This is a genomic window from Pseudomonas sp. DR208 (assembly GCF_019823005.1).
In the GTDB taxonomy this organism is placed as follows: domain Bacteria; phylum Pseudomonadota; class Gammaproteobacteria; order Pseudomonadales; family Pseudomonadaceae; genus Aquipseudomonas; species Aquipseudomonas extremorientalis.
Genome location: NZ_CP081944.1, coordinates 1,628,516 through 1,644,470, shown reverse-complemented (window position 1 = coordinate 1,644,470; position 15,955 = coordinate 1,628,516). Strand labels below are relative to the sequence as shown.

Sequence of the window (15,955 nt, the reverse complement as noted above, 5' to 3'; positions counted from 1 at the left end):
ACGGTCAGGGAAGGGCCGGTGTAGGATGCGCGCCGTTCGGCGCAGGCCGACACCTCTTTTCGTTCCACACCTTTTGGAACCCGAAATAGCCATGGCATCGCGTAAATTTGGACTCAACCTGGTGATCGTGCTGGCAATCGCCGCGCTGTTCACCGGCTTCTGGGCGCTGATCAACCGCCCCGTCACCACCCCCAACTGGCCTGAACAGATCTCCGGTTTTTCCTACTCGCCGTTCCAGCAAGGCCAGTTCCCACAGAAAGACCAGTACCCGACCGACGACCAGATGCGTCAAGACCTTGCGATCATGAGCAAGCTGACGGACAACATCCGCACCTACTCGGTCGACGGCACCCTGGGGGACATCCCCAAGCTGGCGGAAGAGTTCGGCCTGCGCGTGACGCTGGGGATCTGGATCAGCCCGGACCTGGAGCGCAACGAACGAGAAATCCAGCGTGCCATCGAAATCGCCAACACCTCGCGCAGTGTGGTGCGGGTAGTGGTGGGTAACGAAGCCCTGTTCCGGGAAGAAATCACCCCTGAGGCACTGATTGTGCTGCTGGACCGGGTGCGCGCCGCCGTGAAAGTACCGGTGACGACCTCCGAGCAGTGGCACATCTGGGAAAAGAACCCGCAACTGGCCAAGCACGTCGACCTGATCGCCGCGCACATCCTGCCGTTCTGGGAATACATCCCGATGGACAAGGCCGGCCAGTATGTACTCGACCGTGCCCGTGACCTGAAGAAACTGTTCCCGAAAAAACCGCTGCTGCTGTCGGAAGTCGGCTGGCCGAGCAACGGCCGCATGCGCGGGGGTAATGAAACCTCCCCGGCCGACCAGGCGATTTACCTGCGTACGCTGGTAAACAAGCTGAACCGCCAGGGCTACAACTACTTTGTGATCGAGGCCTTCGATCAGCCGTGGAAAGTCAGCGACGAAGGCTCGGCGGGCGCCTACTGGGGCGTGTACAACGCCGCACGCCAGCAGAAATTCAACTTTGAAGGCCCCGTGGTCGCGATCCCGCAATGGCGCGTGCTGGCCATCGGTTCGGTGGTGCTCGCGCTGTTGTCGCTGACCCTGCTGATGATCGACGGCTCGGCCCTGCGCCAGCGTGGCCGCACCTTCCTGACCTTTATCGCGTTCCTGTGCGGTTCGGTGCTGGTGTGGATCGGCTACGACTACAGCCAGCAATACAGCACCTGGTTCAGCGTGACCGTGGGCATTCTCCTGGCCCTCGGTGCCCTGGGCGTGTTTATCGTGTTGCTGACCGAAGCCCATGAGTTGGCGGAAGCGGTCTGGACCCACAAGCGCCGGCGTGAATTCCTGCCAGTAGTGGGGGATTCGGACTACCGTCCAAAAGTGTCGATCCACGTGCCCTGCTACAACGAGCCGCCGGAGATGGTCAAACAGACCCTCGACGCGTTGGCCGCGCTCGATTACCCGGACTACGAAGTCCTGATCATCGACAACAACACTAAGGACCCGGCCGTGTGGGAGCCGGTGCGCGACTACTGCGAAACCCTGGGCCCGCGCTTCAAGTTCTTCCATGTCGCGCCCCTGGCCGGTTTCAAAGGTGGCGCACTGAACTACCTGATCCCGCACACCGCCAAGGATGCCGAGGTGATCGCGGTGATCGACTCCGATTACTGCGTATCGCCGAACTGGCTCAAGCACATGGTGCCGCACTTCGCCGACCCGAAAATCGCCGTGGTGCAGTCGCCGCAGGATTACCGCGACCAGAACGAAAGCACCTTCAAGAAGCTCTGCTACGCGGAATACAAAGGCTTCTTCCATATCGGCATGGTCACCCGCAACGACCGCGATGCGATCATCCAGCACGGCACCATGACCATGACCCGTCGCTCGGTGCTCGAAGAACTGGGCTGGGCCGACTGGTGCATCTGCGAAGACGCCGAACTGGGCCTGCGTGTGTTCGAGAAAGGCCTGTCGGCGGCGTATTACCACGACAGCTACGGCAAGGGCCTGATGCCGGATACCTTTATCGACTTCAAGAAACAGCGTTTCCGCTGGGCCTACGGGGCAATCCAGATCATCAAGCGCCACACCGCGAGCCTGTTGCGCGGCAAGGACACCGAACTGACCCGTGGCCAGCGTTACCACTTCCTGGCGGGCTGGCTGCCGTGGGTGGCGGACGGCATGAACATCTTCTTCACCGTGGGTGCGCTGCTGTGGTCGGCGGCGATGATCATCGTGCCGACGCGGGTCGATCCGCCGCTGCTGATTTTTGCGATCCCGCCGTTGGCGCTGTTCGTGTTCAAGGTGGGCAAGATCATCTTCCTGTACCGTCGTGCGGTAGGCGTGAACTTGAAGGACGCATTCTGCGCGGCGCTGGCCGGTCTGGCGTTGTCCCACACCATCGCCAAGGCGGTGCTGTATGGCTTCTTCACCACCAGTATCCCGTTCTTCCGTACACCGAAAAACGCCGATAACCACGGCTTCTGGGTGGCGATTTCCGAAGCCCGCGAAGAGATGTTCATCATGCTGCTGTTGTGGGGCGCGGCGCTGGGGATCTACCTGGTGCAGGGCCTGCCGAGCAATGACATCCGCTTCTGGGTGGTGATGTTGCTGGTGCAGTCGCTGCCGTATGTGGCGGCGCTGGTCATGGCGTTCCTGTCTTCGCTGCCGAAACCGGCGGCGGCAGCGCAACCCGCACCGGCTGCGTAAAAACTTGCGCAATGCACTAAACGGCGGCCTCTGGCCGCCGTTTTGCTATAAGATAACGGCCGTTTTATGAGTCTTGGCCCAGGCCAATGCTTTGTGTGGGAGGGGCGGTGCGACGATTCGACTTGCCCCCGATGGCGGTGAGCCAGTCAACAGATGCAGTGACTGACACTCAGCCATCGGGGGCAAGCCCCCTCCCACACTGAATCTGCGTCCCTTACGTCCTGCGCCCATAACATGCTTCCGGAGTTTCCCATGACGGCCCATGCCGACCTTTCGCCGACCCTTCAACTTGCCATCGACCTGATCCGTCGCCCCTCGGTGACGCCGATCGACGCCGATTGCCAGAAGCTGATGATGCAGCGCCTGGGCGACGCCGGTTTTGCGCTTGAGCCGATGCGCATCGAAGACGTGGACAACTTCTGGGCCACCCACGGCAAGCACGATGGCCCGGTGCTGTGCTTTGCCGGCCACACCGACGTGGTACCGACCGGCCCGGTGCAGGCGTGGCAGAACGACCCGTTCGACGCGCTGATCGATGAAAACGGCATGCTCTGCGGGCGTGGCGCAGCGGACATGAAAGGCAGCCTGGCGGCCATGCTGGTGGCGGCGGAGCGTTTTGTCGCCGACTACCCCGACCACAAGGGTTCGGTGGCTTTCCTGATCACCAGCGATGAAGAAGGCCCGGCGCACCACGGCACCAAGGCCGTGATCGAACGCCTGGCTGCACGCAAGGAACGCCTGGACTGGTGCATCGTCGGCGAACCGTCGAGCACCACGCTGGTGGGCGACGTGGTCAAGAACGGCCGCCGCGGCTCCCTCGGCGCCACCCTGACCGTGCGCGGCGTGCAAGGTCACGTAGCCTACCCGCACCTGGCAAAGAACCCGATCCACCTGGCCGCGCCGGCCCTGGCCGAACTGGCCGCCGAGCACTGGGATGACGGCAACACCTTCTTCCCGCCGACCAGCTTCCAGATTTCCAACCTCAACTCCGGCACCGGCGCGACCAACGTGATCCCCGGTGACCTGACGGCGGTGTTCAACTTCCGTTTTTCCACCGAGTCCACCGTCGAAGGCCTGCAGCAACGGGTTGCGGAGATTCTCGACAAGCACGGCCTGGACTGGCACGTGGAGTGGGCGCTGTCGGGCCTGCCGTTCCTCACCGAACCGGGCGCCTTGCTGGATGCGGTGTCGGCAAGCATCAAGGCGATCACCGGGCGTGAGACCCAGGCGTCCACCAGCGGTGGCACCTCCGATGGGCGTTTCATCGCCACCCTCGGCACCCAAGTGGTCGAGTTGGGTCCGGTCAACGCGACGATCCACCAGGTCAACGAGCGCATCCTGGCCAGCGACCTCGATGTGCTGACCGAAATCTACTACCAGACCCTGATCAAGTTGCTCGCCTGATGCTCGCCTGCCCCATTTGCAGCGCGCCGCTCAACACGGTGGACAATGGCGTGGCGTGCCCGGCCGGGCATCGTTTTGACCGTGCGCGCCAGGGTTACCTGAACCTGTTGCCGGTGCAGCACAAGAACAGCCGCGACCCGGGCGACAACCTGGCCATGGTCGAAGCGCGCCGCGATTTCCTCAACGCCGGGCACTACGCCCCGGTGGCCAGGCGCCTGGCCGAACTGGCCGCCGAACGCGCGCCGCAGCGCTGGGTCGATATCGGCTGTGGCGAGGGTTACTACACCGCGCAAATCGCCGACGCCCTGCCTCACGCCGATGGCTACGCACTGGATATTTCCAAGGAAGCGGTCAAGCGTGCATGCAAGCGCAACCCTGCGCTGACCTGGTTGATCGCCAGCATGGCCCGCGTGCCGTTGGCGTCAGGCAGCTGCCAGTTTCTCGCCAGCGTGTTCAGCCCATTGGACTGGGAAGAGGCCAAGCGCCTGCTCAGCCCCGGCGGCGGTCTGATGAAGGTCGGTCCGACCAGCGGCCACCTGATGGAATTGCGCGAGCGCTTGTACGACGAAGTGCGTGAATACACCGACGACAAGCACCTGGCCCTGGTGCCGGACGGCATGAGCCTGGCACACAGCGAAACATTGGAATTCACGCTGAACCTGGCCGAGCCCCGGGACCGCGCCAACCTGCTGGCCATGACGCCTCACGGCTGGCGTGCCAGTGCCGAGCGCCGTGCGCAAGTGATCGAGGCGGCCGAGCCGCTGGTGGTCACCGTGTCGATGCGCTACGACTATTTCGTGCTTCAATAAACACCTTTCCAATACCCGCGAATGGATTTTCGAATCCCGCAACGAGGAACATCCATGCGCCAACCCGATATCGAGATTTACCTGAAGGACGCCGACGTCGACCACAAGGCCATTGCCGCCTGGCTGGGCGCCGCCCTGGGCCCTTGCACCGACTGGGTCCAGAAAGGCCAGACCTACAAATGCAAGGCCGGCAACGTGCCGGTCACCTGGCTGCCCAAAGCCGTCGGCAAATGGAACAGCCTGTACCTGGAAAGTGACCAGACGCCGTGGGACGACGACATTGCCTGCGCCCGTGCTGCGTTTGCTGCACTGAACGTGGAAGTGCGTTGTGCACCGGGGACCTGGGTCGAGGAAGAAGGCGAAGAAAGCGCCGATACCTGGATTCGGATCAGCGTGGACGGTGAAGAGCAGATCACCTGGAAAACCGCCTGATCCTGAAAGCATGAGGGAAGGGCTTGTGTGGTGAGCGGGCTTGCCCCGCGCTGGGCTGCGAAGCGGCCCTAAAACCCTACGCCGCGGAGTGCCTGACACAACGCGGCGTTCTTATTGGGGCCGCTTCGCAGCCCAACGCGGGGCAAGCCCGCTCACCACAACAGGGGTTCAGCGCGCGTTAAAGCCCCACCACATCCTCCGCCTGCAACCCCTTCTCGCCAGTCACCACGGCGTATTCCACCTGCTGGCCCTCGGCCAGGGAACGGTGGCCTTCGCCGCGAATGGCACGGTAATGCACAAACACATCCTTGCCGTCTTCGCGTTGAATGAAGCCATAGCCCTTTGCATCGTTGAACCATTTCACATTGCCGGTTTCACGCGTTGCCATTCTGTTTTTGCTCCCACAGTTTTTTATTGTTGGGTCAGTCGCATTGAACTGCCGAGTATAAGACAGGCTCAAAAACGATCAACTCAAGTTTACATCGCTGCTTTTTTGCCGATTTTCGGCGAATACGGCACACTACCCGCCCGAGCGCCTGCTCGGTTTTTTCCACTTGAAGCAGCACGCCTATGACCCGCTCCCCGTTCCGCCGTCTAGTGTTTGGCACCTTGCGCCGACTGTTGTACCTCTGGGTTCGCTCGGAGACGATCAACCAGTCGTCCCTAACCCTCAACCTGGACCGCAGCCGGCCGGTGTTCTACGTCCTGCAATCACCCTCCCTCACCGAATTGGCCGTAGTCGATGCCGAGTGCACCAAGGCCGGCCTGCCGCGCCCGGTGCTGCCGGTTTCGGTCGGCCCGCTGATGGAACCGGCGGCGTTCTTCTACCTCACGCCGGAACCGGACTGGCTCGGCCGCCAGGACAAGCGTGGTGCACCGCCCACGCTGACCCGCCTGGTCGATACCCTCAGCGAGCACGCCGAAGAGAATGCACAAATCATTCCGGTCAGCGTGTTCTGGGGCCAGTCCCCCGAGAGCGAGTCCAGCCCGTGGAAGCTGTTGTTTGCCGACAGCTGGGCGGTCACCGGGCGTCTACGTCGCCTGTTGAGCATCCTGATCCTGGGTCGCAAGACCCGCGTGCAATTCTCTGCGCCAATCAACCTGCGTGAATTGATCGAGCACAATAAAGGGCACGAACGCACGGTGCGCATGGCCCAACGCATCCTGCGTGTGCACTTTCGTAACCTGAAGACGGCGGTGATCGGTCCCGATCTGTCACACCGGCGCAATCTGGTGAAGGGCCTGGTCAACATGCCGCTGGTGCGCCAGGCCATCATCGACGAGGCCGAACGGGAAAAGATCAGCCCGGAAAAAGCCAAGGCCCAGGCCTTGCGCTACGGCAACGAAATCGCCTCGGACTACACCTACACCGCGATCCGCTTTCTCGAAGTGGTGCTGAGCTGGTTCTGGAACAAGATCTACGACGGCATCAAGGTCAACAACATCGAAGGCGTGCAAAAGGTTGCCCAGGGCTACGAGGTGATCTACGTCCCTTGCCACCGCAGCCATATCGATTATCTGCTGCTGTCCTACCTGCTGTTCAAGAATGGCCTGACCCCACCGCACATCGCCGCCGGGATCAACCTGAACATGCCGGTGATCGGCAGCCTGCTGCGCCGTGGCGGTGCGTTTTTCATGCGCCGCACCTTCAAGGGCAACCCGCTGTACACCTCGGTGTTCAACGAATACCTGCATACCTTGTTCACCAAGGGTTTCCCGGTGGAGTACTTCGTCGAAGGCGGACGCTCGCGTACCGGGCGCATGCTGCAGCCGAAGACCGGGATGCTGGCGATCACCCTGCGCAGCTTCCTGCGCTCATCGCGCATGCCGATCGTGTTCGTGCCGGTGTACATCGGTTATGAACGCGTACTCGAAGGCCGTACCTACCTCGGTGAATTGCGCGGCGCGAGCAAGAAGAAAGAGTCGATCTTCGATATTTTCAAAGTGGTCGGCGCCCTCAAGCAGCGCTTCGGCCAGGTCGCGGTCAACTTCGGCGAACCGATCAAGCTGGCCGAATTCCTCGACAGCGAACAACCGGACTGGCGTGCCCAGGAGTTGGGGCCGAACTACAAGCCGGCCTGGCTCAACGAAACCACCAACCGCCTCGGCGAACAGGTGGCACGCCACTTGAACGAAGCCGCCGCCGTGAACCCGGTGAACCTGGTCGCCCTGGCGCTGCTGTCCACCACCCGCCTGGCCCTGGACGAACAAGCCATGGCGCGCCAGTTGGACCTGTACCTGGCGCTGTTGCGCCGTGTGCCCTACTCGCCCCATACCACCTTGCCCGAAGGTGATGGCCTGGCGCTGATCAAGCATGTGAAGGACATGGATTTGCTGTCGGAACAGAGCGATGCCTTGGGCAAGATTCTGTACCTGGGCGAGCAGAACGCCGTCCTGATGACCTACTACCGCAACAACGTGCTGCACATCTTTGCCCTGCCGGCACTGCTGGCGAGTTTCTTCCAGAGCAGCTCGCGGATGAGCCGCGAGCAGATCCAGCGCTACACCCACGCGCTGTACCCGTACCTGCAATCGGAGCTGTTTATCCGCTGGTCGCTGGAAGAGCTCGACACCGTGATCGACCAGTGGCTGGAAGCCTTTGTCGAACAAGGTTTGCTGCGTTTCGAAAACAACGTATACCTGCGCCCGGCGCCGAGTTCACGGCACTTCGTGTTGCTGACGCTGCTGTCCAAGAGCATCGCCCAGACCCTGCAACGCTTCTACATGGCGATTTCGCTGCTGCTCAACAGCGGCCAGAACAGCATCAGCGCCGAAGAGCTGGAAGACCTGTGCACGATCATGGCCCAGCGCCTGTCGATCCTGCATGGCCTCAATGCCCCGGAATTCTTCGACAAGAGCCTTTTCCGACATTTCATCCAGACCTTGCTGGAACAAGATGTGCTGCGCCGCGATGACGCCGGCAAGCTGAGCTATCACGACCTGCTCGGCGAACTGGCCGAAGGCGCGGCCAAGCGCGTGTTGCCAGCAGAGATTCGCCTGTCGATCCGCCAGGTGGCATTGCATCGTGTGGATGGCGCGGCCGAAATACCCATCGAACCTGAAGAAAACCGCTAGATTTGAAAAGGCGCCGGTTGGATGCCGGCGCCGTTGAAAAGGAGCGACACCATGAAAAAGATCATCCTCCTGGGCCTTACCGCCCTGCTCGGAGCCTGCCAGTCCATGAGCCCCACCCCCAAGGCCAGCCTCGATGGCGAAGTGTTCTACCTGCAACGCATCGCCCTGCCGCCAACCGCGACCTTGAGTGTCAGCCTGCAAGACGTTTCGCTGGCAGATGCACCGGCTGTGACCCTCGCCGAGCAGAAAGGCCCGGTCAAAGGCCAGGTGCCGCTGCCGTTTCACCTGAGCTACGACCCGGCCCAGGTCAAACCCGGCCACAGCTACTCGGTCAGCGCTCGCATCGAAGTGGATGGCAAGCTACTGTTTAATACCACCGAGCGACACGCTGTACAGCTCAACGGCCAGGATCCTCAACCACTGCGTCTGCGCGTTGACGCGGCGGCCCACTGAATTCGATAAAAAGGAAGCGCCCATGCTCCGTAACTCCCTTCGCCTGACTGCCCTGTGTGCCGGCCTGTTACTCGGTGCCAACGCCATGGCCCTGGACCTCAGCAGCCTGTCCCAGGGCGACGCCAGCGGCGGCCTCAAGGACGCCCTGACCCAAGGCGCGCAAATCGCCGTGAAACAACTGGGTGTACCCGGTGGTTTCAGCAACAACCCGGAAGTGAAGATCGGCCTGCCTGGCAAGCTGGGCAAAGTCGCCGACAAGCTGAAGATGTTCGGCATGGGTGACCAGGTCACGCAGCTGGAAACCAGCATGAACAAGGCCGCTGAAACCGCCGTGACCCAGGCCCAGCCGATCCTGGTGAATGCCGTGAAAAACATGAGCGTGACGGACGCCAAGGGCATCCTCAGCGGTGGCCAGGATTCCGCTACCCAGTACCTGAACAAAAGCAGTCGTGAACAGATCCGCGCCAAGTTCCTGCCCATCGTCAAGGCGGCTACCGACAAGGTCGGCGTAGCCCAGCAGTACAATGCCCTCGCCGGCAAGGCTGCGGCTTTCGGTGCGGTGGACGCCAAGAGCGCCAATGTGGAGAGCTACGTGACCGAGCAGGCACTGGACGGGTTGTTCAAGATGATTGCCAAGCAGGAAGAAACCATTCGCGAGAACCCGGCGGCGGCGGCTACCAGTTTGGCGAAGAAGGTGTTTGGGGCATTGTAATGCCCTGAAAGGATCGCGCCCTGCAATGGGGAGCGATCCTAATGCAGTATCGACGCCGCCAACCGCCCCACCATTAACGTAGCAAAGCAGCCAATGGCAACCGATGTCGCACGGTTGACCTTCAACGGTGTTAGCCACGCTTTTTGCATCCCTTCGAAGCGACTGCCCAGCACAATCCACGCGGTACCCACCGGTATTACCACCAACGCCAGGGTGATCATGAACCCTGCATAACCCTGCAGCGTGGCGAAGGCACCGACCGGTGCGATGAACGACACAATCAGCAGCCCCTTGGGATTCATGACAGTCAGCCAAAAAAAGTAAAGGCCGCGAAATCGGTCACCGCTCGGGTCGATGGTGCTGCTTTTTCGCTGCCAAAGCTTGTAGGAGACATACAGCAAGTAGCAGGCCGCCGCCAATTGCGTTGCCTTCAGCGCCCATGGCGAGTACGCCGACAGGTACAGCAATGCCACGCCCCATACCGAAACTTGCAGCAGGTACGCCAGGCACTCGACAAATGCCAGCCTCCACGAAGCCCGCAAGCCACACAACACACCTGCACGAAATAACAGGGTGTTGGTAGGGCCTGGGGCAAGCAACAACAACATCAGGGCTGAAACGGTGGCCAGCATGATTACGCGACGTCCTTCCTCACTCGGAACCACGCAGCATACAGGGCCGGCAAGAACAATAGTGTCAACGCCGTCGCCACTATCAACCCGCCCATGATCGCCACGGCCATCGGCCCGAAGAACACACTGCGCGACAGCGGGATCATCGCCAATACCGCCGCGAGGGCGGTCAGCACAATCGGGCGGAAGCGGCGGACGGTGGCTTCGATGATCGCTTGCCACGGCGCCAGCCCCGCCTTGATGTCCTGCTCGATCTGGTCCACCAGGATCACCGAGTTGCGCATGATCATCCCCGACAGCGCAATGGTCCCGAGCATGGCGACGAAACCGAAGGGTTGGCGGAATACCAGCAGGAACAAGGTCACCCCGATCAAGCCCAGCGGTGCCGTCAGAAACACCATCGCGGTCCGCGAGAAACTGCGCAACTGCAGCATCAACAAGGTCAGCACGACCACGATAAACAGCGGCACCCCGGCTTTCACCGAATTCTGTCCACGGGCGGAATCCTCCACGGTCCCGCCCACGTCGAGCAGGTAGCCATCCGGCAGTTCGGCACGTACGCCTTCCAAGGTCGGCAGGATCTGCTGGACCAACGTCGCGGGCTGTTCCTTGCCGTAGATATCGGCGCGTACGGTCACCGTCGGCAAGCGGTTGCGGTGCCAGATGATGCCTTCTTCGAAACCGTATTCGAGGGTGGCGATCTGCGACAGCGCCACGCTTTTGCCGTTGTCCGTCGGCACTGCCAGGCTTGGCAGCAACGAGAGTTCGGTGCGTTCGTGCACGGTGCCGCGCAGCAGGATTTCGATCAACTCGTTGTCCTCCCGGTACTGGCTGACGCTGGAACCGGTCAATGAACTCTGCAGGAATTTCGACAGGTTGGCCGTGCTCACGCCCAGGGCACGTGCGCGGTCCTGGTCGATATTGAGGTAGACGATCTTGCTCGGTTCTTCCCAGTCCAGGTGCACGTTGACCACGTGAGGGTTTTCGCGAACCTTGGCCGCCACTTTGCGGGCGAGCGCGCGGACCTCTTCGATATGTTCGCCGGTCACACGGAACTGCACCGGGTAACCCACGGGCGGGCCGTTTTCCAGGCGGGTGACCCGTGAGCGCAGGTCGGGGAATTGTTCGTTGAGGGTTTCGATCAACCAGGTACGCAGGCTTTCGCGCTCTTCGATGGTTTTGGCCAGTACCACGAACTGGGCAAAACTGGCGGCCGGCAGTTGTTGATCCAGCGGCAGGTAGAAACGCGGCGATCCAGTACCGACATACGCCACGTAGTTGTCGATGCCGGCGTGATCCTTGAGCAGGGTTTCCAGGCGCTTGACCTGCTCGGCGGTGTTGCTCAGGGAGGCGCCTTCGGCCAGCTTCAGGTCGACCATCAGTTCCAGGCGACCGGAAGCCGGGAAGAACTGCTGCGGCACAAAACGGAATAGCGCCACCGAGCCGATAAATAGCAACAGGGTCAGGACGATCACGGTTTTGCGGCGACGCACGCACCACTCCACCAAACCTCTTACGCGCTGGTAGAACGGTGTGCCGTAGGGGTCAGGACCATCGGTGCCATGTTTGGCTGCGTGAATTTTCGCCAGGTCCGGCAGGAGTTTTTCCCCCAGGTAGGGCACAAAGACTACGGCAGCCACCCACGAGGCGAGCAACGCAATGGTCACCACCTGGAAAATCGAGCGGGTGTATTCGCCGGTGCTCGACTGCGCAGTGGCAATCGGCAGGAAGCCGGCGGCGGTGATCAACGTACCGGTGAGCATCGGGAACGCGGTACTGGTCCAGGCAAAGCTGGCAGCCTTGAGCCGGTCGTAGCCCTGCTCCATTTTGATCGCCATCATCTCCACGGCGATGATCGCGTCATCCACCAGCAAGCCCAACGCCAGCACCAGTGCGCCCAGGGAAATCTTGTGCAGGCCGATGCCGAGGTAATACATGGTGGCAAACGTCATCGCCAGCACCAGCGGAATCGCCAGGGCCACCACCATGCCGGTGCGCACGCCGAGAGAGAAGAAACTCACCAGCAACACGATGGCCAGCGCTTCGGCCAGTACCTGCACGAATTCGCCGACGCTGGTCTTCACCGCTGCCGGTTGGTCCGACACCTTGCGCAGCTCCATACCCGCCGGAAGGTTCTTCTGCAGGCGTGCGAATTCACCTTCCAGGGCCTTACCCAATACCAGGATGTCGCCGCCATCGCGCATCGCCACGGCCAGGCCGATGGCGTCTGCGCCCATGTAGCGCATGCGGGGTGCCGGTGGATCGTTGAACCCGCGGTGGATGTCGGCCACATCACCGATGCGGAAGGTGCGGTCACCCACGCGGATCGGGAAATTGCGGATCTCTTCCACGCTCTTGAAGTTGCCCGATACACGCAGTTGCACACGTTCACTCGGGGTTTCAAAGAAACCCGCAGTGGACACCGCATTCTGTTCCTGCAACGCCTGTTGCACCGCCGCCAAAGGCAAGCCGAGGGTGGCGAGCTTGAGGTTGGACAGCTCGATCCAGATTTTTTCATCCTGCAGGCCGAGCAACTCGACCTTGCCCACATCCGCCACGCGCTGCAGTTGGATCTGGATGCGGTCGGCGTAGTCCTTGAGCACCGCGTAGTCGAAACCGTCGCCGGTCAGGGCGTAGATATTGCCGAAGGTGGTGCCGAATTCATCGTTGAAAAACGGCCCCTGGATATCCGGCGGCAAGGTCTGGCGGATGTCGCTGATCTTCTTGCGCACCTGGTACCACAGCTCGGGGATCTGCGCCGAATGCATGGAGTCGCGGGCCATGAAGGTGACCTGGGATTCGCCGGGGCGCGAGAAGGAGACGATACGTTCGTACTCCCCGGTCTCCATGAGTTTTTTCTCGATGCGTTCGGTGACCTGCCGCGAGACTTCCTGCGCCGTTGCGCCAGGCCAGTTGGTCTTGATCACCATGGCCTTGAAGGTGAACGGCGGGTCTTCACTTTGCCCCAGCTTGGAGTAGGACAGGGTGCCGACCACTGCCAGCAGGATCATCAGGAACAGTACGATCTGGCGATTGCGCAACGCCCATTCGGAAAGATTGAAACCCATCGGGGACTACTCCTTGGCCGCCAGATTCACCACACGGTTGGAGCGGTCCACCGGGCGCACTTGCTGGCCCTCGTGAAGCACGTGCACACCGGCGGCGATCACCCAATCCGTCGGGGCCAGGCCTTCCAGGACCGGGACGGTTTTCTCACCGAAGGCACCGATGCGCACCGGCGTGCGCTTGAGCGTGTTGTCGGGCTGGACGCGCCATACGTAGGACGCACCGTTCTCCGCACTGAGGGCAGACAGCGGCACCGACAACGGAACATCGCCGTCGACCTGTATGAATACCCGTGCGCTCTGGCCCAGTTCGGCCGGGACCTTGCCGCCGGTGAACGCCACACGCGCCGCAAACGTGCGCGACTTGGGATCGGCCGCCGGTGACAGCTCGCGAATACGCCCGGTAAAACGCTGATCCGGCTGGCTCCACAACTCCACAGAGACCGGCTGGCCGATCTTGAAGCGGCCGAAACCTTGTTCCGGCAGGCTGATCAGCACTTCGCGCTCACCATCGGTCGCCAGGGTAAACACAGTTTGCCCGGCGGACACCACTTGGCCGACTTCCACCGCACGCTTGGCCACCACCCCGTCCTGAGGTGCACGCAGAACGGCATAGCCGGCCTGGTTGCTGGCCACGTCGAACTCGGCCTTGATCTGCTTGAGGCGTGCTTCACCGGATCGGTAGAGGTTTTCGGAATTATCGTACTGGGAACGGCTGACCATCTGACGGTCCATCAGGGTCTTGTAGCGGTCGCGCTCGGCCCGCACCAGGCTCAGGTTGGCCTCGGCGGCGGCAACCTGGGCGCGGGTCGCTTCCAGCTGCAGGCGCACGTCCTGAGGGTCCAGCTCCGCCAGCGGCTGGTTGGCCTTGACCCGTTCGCCCTCCTCCACCAAACGCTTGCTGACTTTGCCACCGATGCGAAAAGCCAGGTCCGGTTCATAGCGGGCGCGCACTTCGCCGGGGTAGCTGTCCATCGCCTGCGAAGAAGGCTGAGGCTGCACCACCATGGCTGGGCGGATGGTAATCTGGGCCGCTTCTTCATGGCCGCAGGCGGCTAACAGCACGACCAAACTGACAGGCAAAGCAAAGGGCAGGAAGGTGCTGCGCATGCTGTAGGACCTTTCGCAAGTAGAGCTAGGAATAATTATACTGGCGGGTATGGTATTAATACCAAACTCGCCAGTCCAGTATTAAAGGTGAAAATGTCCGACAATCCTCTGAACACCAATAGCCCCGGGCGCCCCAAGGACATGGCAAAACGCCAGGCAATCCTCGAAGCAGCGAAAATCCTGTTTTTGAGCAATGGCTACGCCAGTACCAGCATGGACGCGGTGGCACTGGAAGCCGGCGTGTCGAAACTGACCGTCTATAGCCACTTCAACGATAAAGAGACCTTGTTCACCGCCGCAGTGGTGGCCAAGTGCGAAGAACAACTGCCGGTGATGTACTTCGAGTTGCCCGAGGGCATACCCGTACAAACTGTGCTGTTGAATATCGCGCGGGGGTTCCATCGGCTGATCAACAGTGAAGAGTCGGTCAACCTGCATCGCCTGATGATGACCACCGGCAACCAGGACGTGAAACTCTCGCAAATCTTCTTCGAGGCCGGCCCCATGCGCATGCTGCAGGGCATGGAACGCCTGCTCGGCAAGATCGACCAGAGCGGCGCGCTGAGCATCGACAAGCCATTTACGGCGGCCGAGCATTTCTTCTGTCTGCTCAAGGGCACGGCGAATTTCTGCTTGCTGTATGGCTGCGGCGGGCAACTGAGCGAAGAAGCCGCCGAAGCCCATGTACAGGAGGTGGTGGGGCTGTTTATGCGGGCTTATAGGAGAGAGGCAGCGGTAAGTTGTTAGCTGCAAGCTGCAAGTTGAAAGCACTTTAGCTTGCAGCTTGTGGCTTAAGGCTTGAGTGCTTTTTTAGGGTAGATGTCATAGCGACTGGATTTGCCATCCAGCGCATGGCTCGGCTTTGGCCCGTCAATGCACGGCGCCTTGCGCGGGCGCTTGACCACCACCCGGTGGCTGGCCAGGGCCAGGGCGGCGGCCAGTAGCGCGGGGGCGTCAGGATCATCGCCAACCAGCGGCCGGAACAGGCGCATTTCCTTCTTCACCAGGGCAGTTTTCTCACGGTGCGGGAACATCGGGTCGAGGTAGATCACCTGGGGCGGCTCGCCTTCCCAGTTGCGCATCACGTCGATGGAATTGCCCTTGAGCAGCTTCATGCGCGCCACAATCGGCGCCACTTCAAAATCCTCCGCGCCGCGCGCCAGACCGTCTTCGAGTAAGGCGCCGATCAGCGGCTGGCGCTCGATCAGGCTCATCTCGCAACCCAGGCTGGCCAGTACGAAGGCGTCCTTGCCAAGGCCAGCCGTAGCGTCGAGTACCCGTGGGCGCACGCCTTGGGCGATGCCCACGGCCTTGGCGATCATCTGCCCGCTACCGCCCCCATAGAGGCGCCGATGCGCCGCGCCACCCTCGACAAAATCCACGCGCACCGGCCCCGGCGCATCAGGCCCGAGCTGTTGCAATTGCAGGCCATGCTCCCCCACTTGCAGGGAAAAGTCCGCATCCGCCTGCTGCAACGGCAAGCCAAGCCGCTGCGCCCATTGCTCAGCGCGGGCCTGGAAAAACTCGCCCAAGGCCTCGACCCGGATGCGGCTGGCCGCTGGTTGTTCGCTCATCAATCG

General features: G+C 61.6%; 13 protein-coding genes. 8 read left to right on the top strand and 5 right to left on the bottom strand.

From position 1 onward, the window contains the following. Positions 1–91: 91 nt before the first annotated feature. From K5K89_RS07205 to K5K89_RS07190, 4 genes are all read left to right on the top strand, one after another. On the top strand, positions 92–2,683 hold the full coding sequence (locus K5K89_RS07205; RefSeq protein ID WP_071488792.1) for a glycosyltransferase: 2,592 nt from the start codon (positions 92–94) through the stop codon (positions 2,681–2,683). 252 nt (positions 2,684–2,935) lie between these two features. Continuing rightward, the gene (gene dapE, locus K5K89_RS07200) at positions 2,936–4,087 is read left to right on the top strand and encodes a succinyl-diaminopimelate desuccinylase (RefSeq protein ID WP_071488791.1); all 1,152 of its coding nucleotides are present in this window, start codon (positions 2,936–2,938) and stop codon (positions 4,085–4,087) included. Beyond that, positions 4,087–4,896 carry a putative RNA methyltransferase gene (locus K5K89_RS07195; RefSeq protein ID WP_071488790.1) on the top strand — a complete coding sequence of 270 codons (810 nt, stop codon included), beginning with the start codon at positions 4,087–4,089 and terminating at the stop codon, positions 4,894–4,896. Before dapE ends, K5K89_RS07195 begins: the two co-directional genes overlap by 1 nt. Positions 4,897–4,950: 54 nt before the next feature. Further along, positions 4,951–5,328 (top strand): hypothetical protein, encoded by a 378-nt coding sequence (locus K5K89_RS07190; RefSeq protein ID WP_058425300.1) that lies wholly within the window; start codon positions 4,951–4,953, stop codon positions 5,326–5,328. Between the two features lie 178 nt (positions 5,329–5,506). Here K5K89_RS07190 and K5K89_RS07185 read toward each other — a convergent pair whose 3' ends face one another. Beyond that, positions 5,507–5,716 carry a cold-shock protein gene (locus tag K5K89_RS07185; RefSeq protein WP_003219353.1) on the bottom strand — a complete coding sequence of 70 codons (210 nt, stop codon included), beginning with the start codon at positions 5,714–5,716 and terminating at the stop codon, positions 5,507–5,509. A gap of 182 nt (positions 5,717–5,898) precedes the next feature. Here K5K89_RS07185 and plsB point away from each other — a divergent pair, with 182 nt between their 5' ends. Genes plsB through K5K89_RS07170 form a run of 3 tightly spaced genes read left to right on the top strand, consistent with a single transcriptional unit; the run spans position 5,899 to position 9,568 of the window. Beyond that, on the top strand, positions 5,899–8,403 hold the full coding sequence (plsB, locus tag K5K89_RS07180) for a glycerol-3-phosphate 1-O-acyltransferase PlsB (protein WP_222541102.1): 2,505 nt from the start codon (positions 5,899–5,901) through the stop codon (positions 8,401–8,403). Positions 8,404–8,454: 51 nt separating this feature from the next. After that, positions 8,455–8,856 carry a YbaY family lipoprotein gene (locus K5K89_RS07175; RefSeq protein WP_222541101.1) on the top strand — a complete coding sequence of 134 codons (402 nt, stop codon included), beginning with the start codon at positions 8,455–8,457 and terminating at the stop codon, positions 8,854–8,856. Between the two features lie 22 nt (positions 8,857–8,878). Beyond that, positions 8,879–9,568, top strand: coding sequence for a DUF4197 domain-containing protein (locus K5K89_RS07170; protein WP_071488787.1), 690 nt, complete (start codon positions 8,879–8,881; stop codon positions 9,566–9,568). A 38-nt stretch (positions 9,569–9,606) separates the two neighbouring features. Here K5K89_RS07170 and K5K89_RS07165 read toward each other — a convergent pair whose 3' ends face one another. The 3 genes from K5K89_RS07165 to K5K89_RS07155 are packed head-to-tail and all read right to left on the bottom strand — an operon-like array spanning position 9,607 to position 14,375. Next, positions 9,607–10,200: a LysE family translocator gene (locus K5K89_RS07165; protein WP_222541100.1), complete on the bottom strand. Its 594-nt coding sequence runs from the start codon at positions 10,198–10,200 to the stop codon at positions 9,607–9,609. A 2-nt stretch (positions 10,201–10,202) separates the two neighbouring features. Further along, complete coding sequence (locus K5K89_RS07160) at positions 10,203–13,268, bottom strand: efflux RND transporter permease subunit (RefSeq protein ID WP_092241147.1); 3,066 nt, start codon at positions 13,266–13,268, stop codon at positions 10,203–10,205. A gap of 6 nt (positions 13,269–13,274) precedes the next feature. After that, positions 13,275–14,375, bottom strand: coding sequence for an efflux RND transporter periplasmic adaptor subunit (locus tag K5K89_RS07155; RefSeq protein ID WP_071488784.1), 1,101 nt, complete (start codon positions 14,373–14,375; stop codon positions 13,275–13,277). Between the two features lie 93 nt (positions 14,376–14,468). On the opposite strand from K5K89_RS07155, the gene K5K89_RS07150 reads away from it, so the two are divergent. Then, complete coding sequence (locus K5K89_RS07150; protein ID WP_222541099.1) at positions 14,469–15,122, top strand: TetR/AcrR family transcriptional regulator; 654 nt, start codon at positions 14,469–14,471, stop codon at positions 15,120–15,122. A gap of 44 nt (positions 15,123–15,166) precedes the next feature. On the opposite strand, the gene K5K89_RS07145 is transcribed toward K5K89_RS07150, so the two are convergent. After that, complete coding sequence (locus K5K89_RS07145; RefSeq protein ID WP_093512231.1) at positions 15,167–15,949, bottom strand: class I SAM-dependent methyltransferase; 783 nt, start codon at positions 15,947–15,949, stop codon at positions 15,167–15,169. Between the last annotated feature and the right edge of the window lie 6 nt (positions 15,950–15,955).

What these genes read in the sequence shown, in the direction of transcription:
- K5K89_RS07205 (WP_071488792.1), top strand. Translation starts at nt 92, where the DNA reads ATGGCATCGCGTAAATTTGGACTCAACCTGGTGATCGTGCTGGCAATC.
- dapE (WP_071488791.1), top strand. Translation starts at nt 2,936, where the DNA reads ATGACGGCCCATGCCGACCTTTCGCCGACCCTTCAACTTGCCATCGAC.
- K5K89_RS07195 (WP_071488790.1), top strand. Translation starts at nt 4,087, where the DNA reads ATGCTCGCCTGCCCCATTTGCAGCGCGCCGCTCAACACGGTGGACAAT.
- K5K89_RS07190 (WP_058425300.1), top strand. Translation starts at nt 4,951, where the DNA reads ATGCGCCAACCCGATATCGAGATTTACCTGAAGGACGCCGACGTCGAC.
- K5K89_RS07185 (WP_003219353.1), bottom strand. Translation starts at nt 5,716, where the DNA reads ATGGCAACGCGTGAAACCGGCAATGTGAAATGGTTCAACGATGCAAAG.
- plsB (WP_222541102.1), top strand. Translation starts at nt 5,899, where the DNA reads ATGACCCGCTCCCCGTTCCGCCGTCTAGTGTTTGGCACCTTGCGCCGA.
- K5K89_RS07175 (WP_222541101.1), top strand. Translation starts at nt 8,455, where the DNA reads ATGAAAAAGATCATCCTCCTGGGCCTTACCGCCCTGCTCGGAGCCTGC.
- K5K89_RS07170 (WP_071488787.1), top strand. Translation starts at nt 8,879, where the DNA reads ATGCTCCGTAACTCCCTTCGCCTGACTGCCCTGTGTGCCGGCCTGTTA.
- K5K89_RS07165 (WP_222541100.1), bottom strand. Translation starts at nt 10,200, where the DNA reads ATGCTGGCCACCGTTTCAGCCCTGATGTTGTTGTTGCTTGCCCCAGGC.
- K5K89_RS07160 (WP_092241147.1), bottom strand. Translation starts at nt 13,268, where the DNA reads ATGGGTTTCAATCTTTCCGAATGGGCGTTGCGCAATCGCCAGATCGTA.
- K5K89_RS07155 (WP_071488784.1), bottom strand. Translation starts at nt 14,375, where the DNA reads ATGCGCAGCACCTTCCTGCCCTTTGCTTTGCCTGTCAGTTTGGTCGTG.
- K5K89_RS07150 (WP_222541099.1), top strand. Translation starts at nt 14,469, where the DNA reads ATGTCCGACAATCCTCTGAACACCAATAGCCCCGGGCGCCCCAAGGAC.
- K5K89_RS07145 (WP_093512231.1), bottom strand. Translation starts at nt 15,949, where the DNA reads ATGAGCGAACAACCAGCGGCCAGCCGCATCCGGGTCGAGGCCTTGGGC.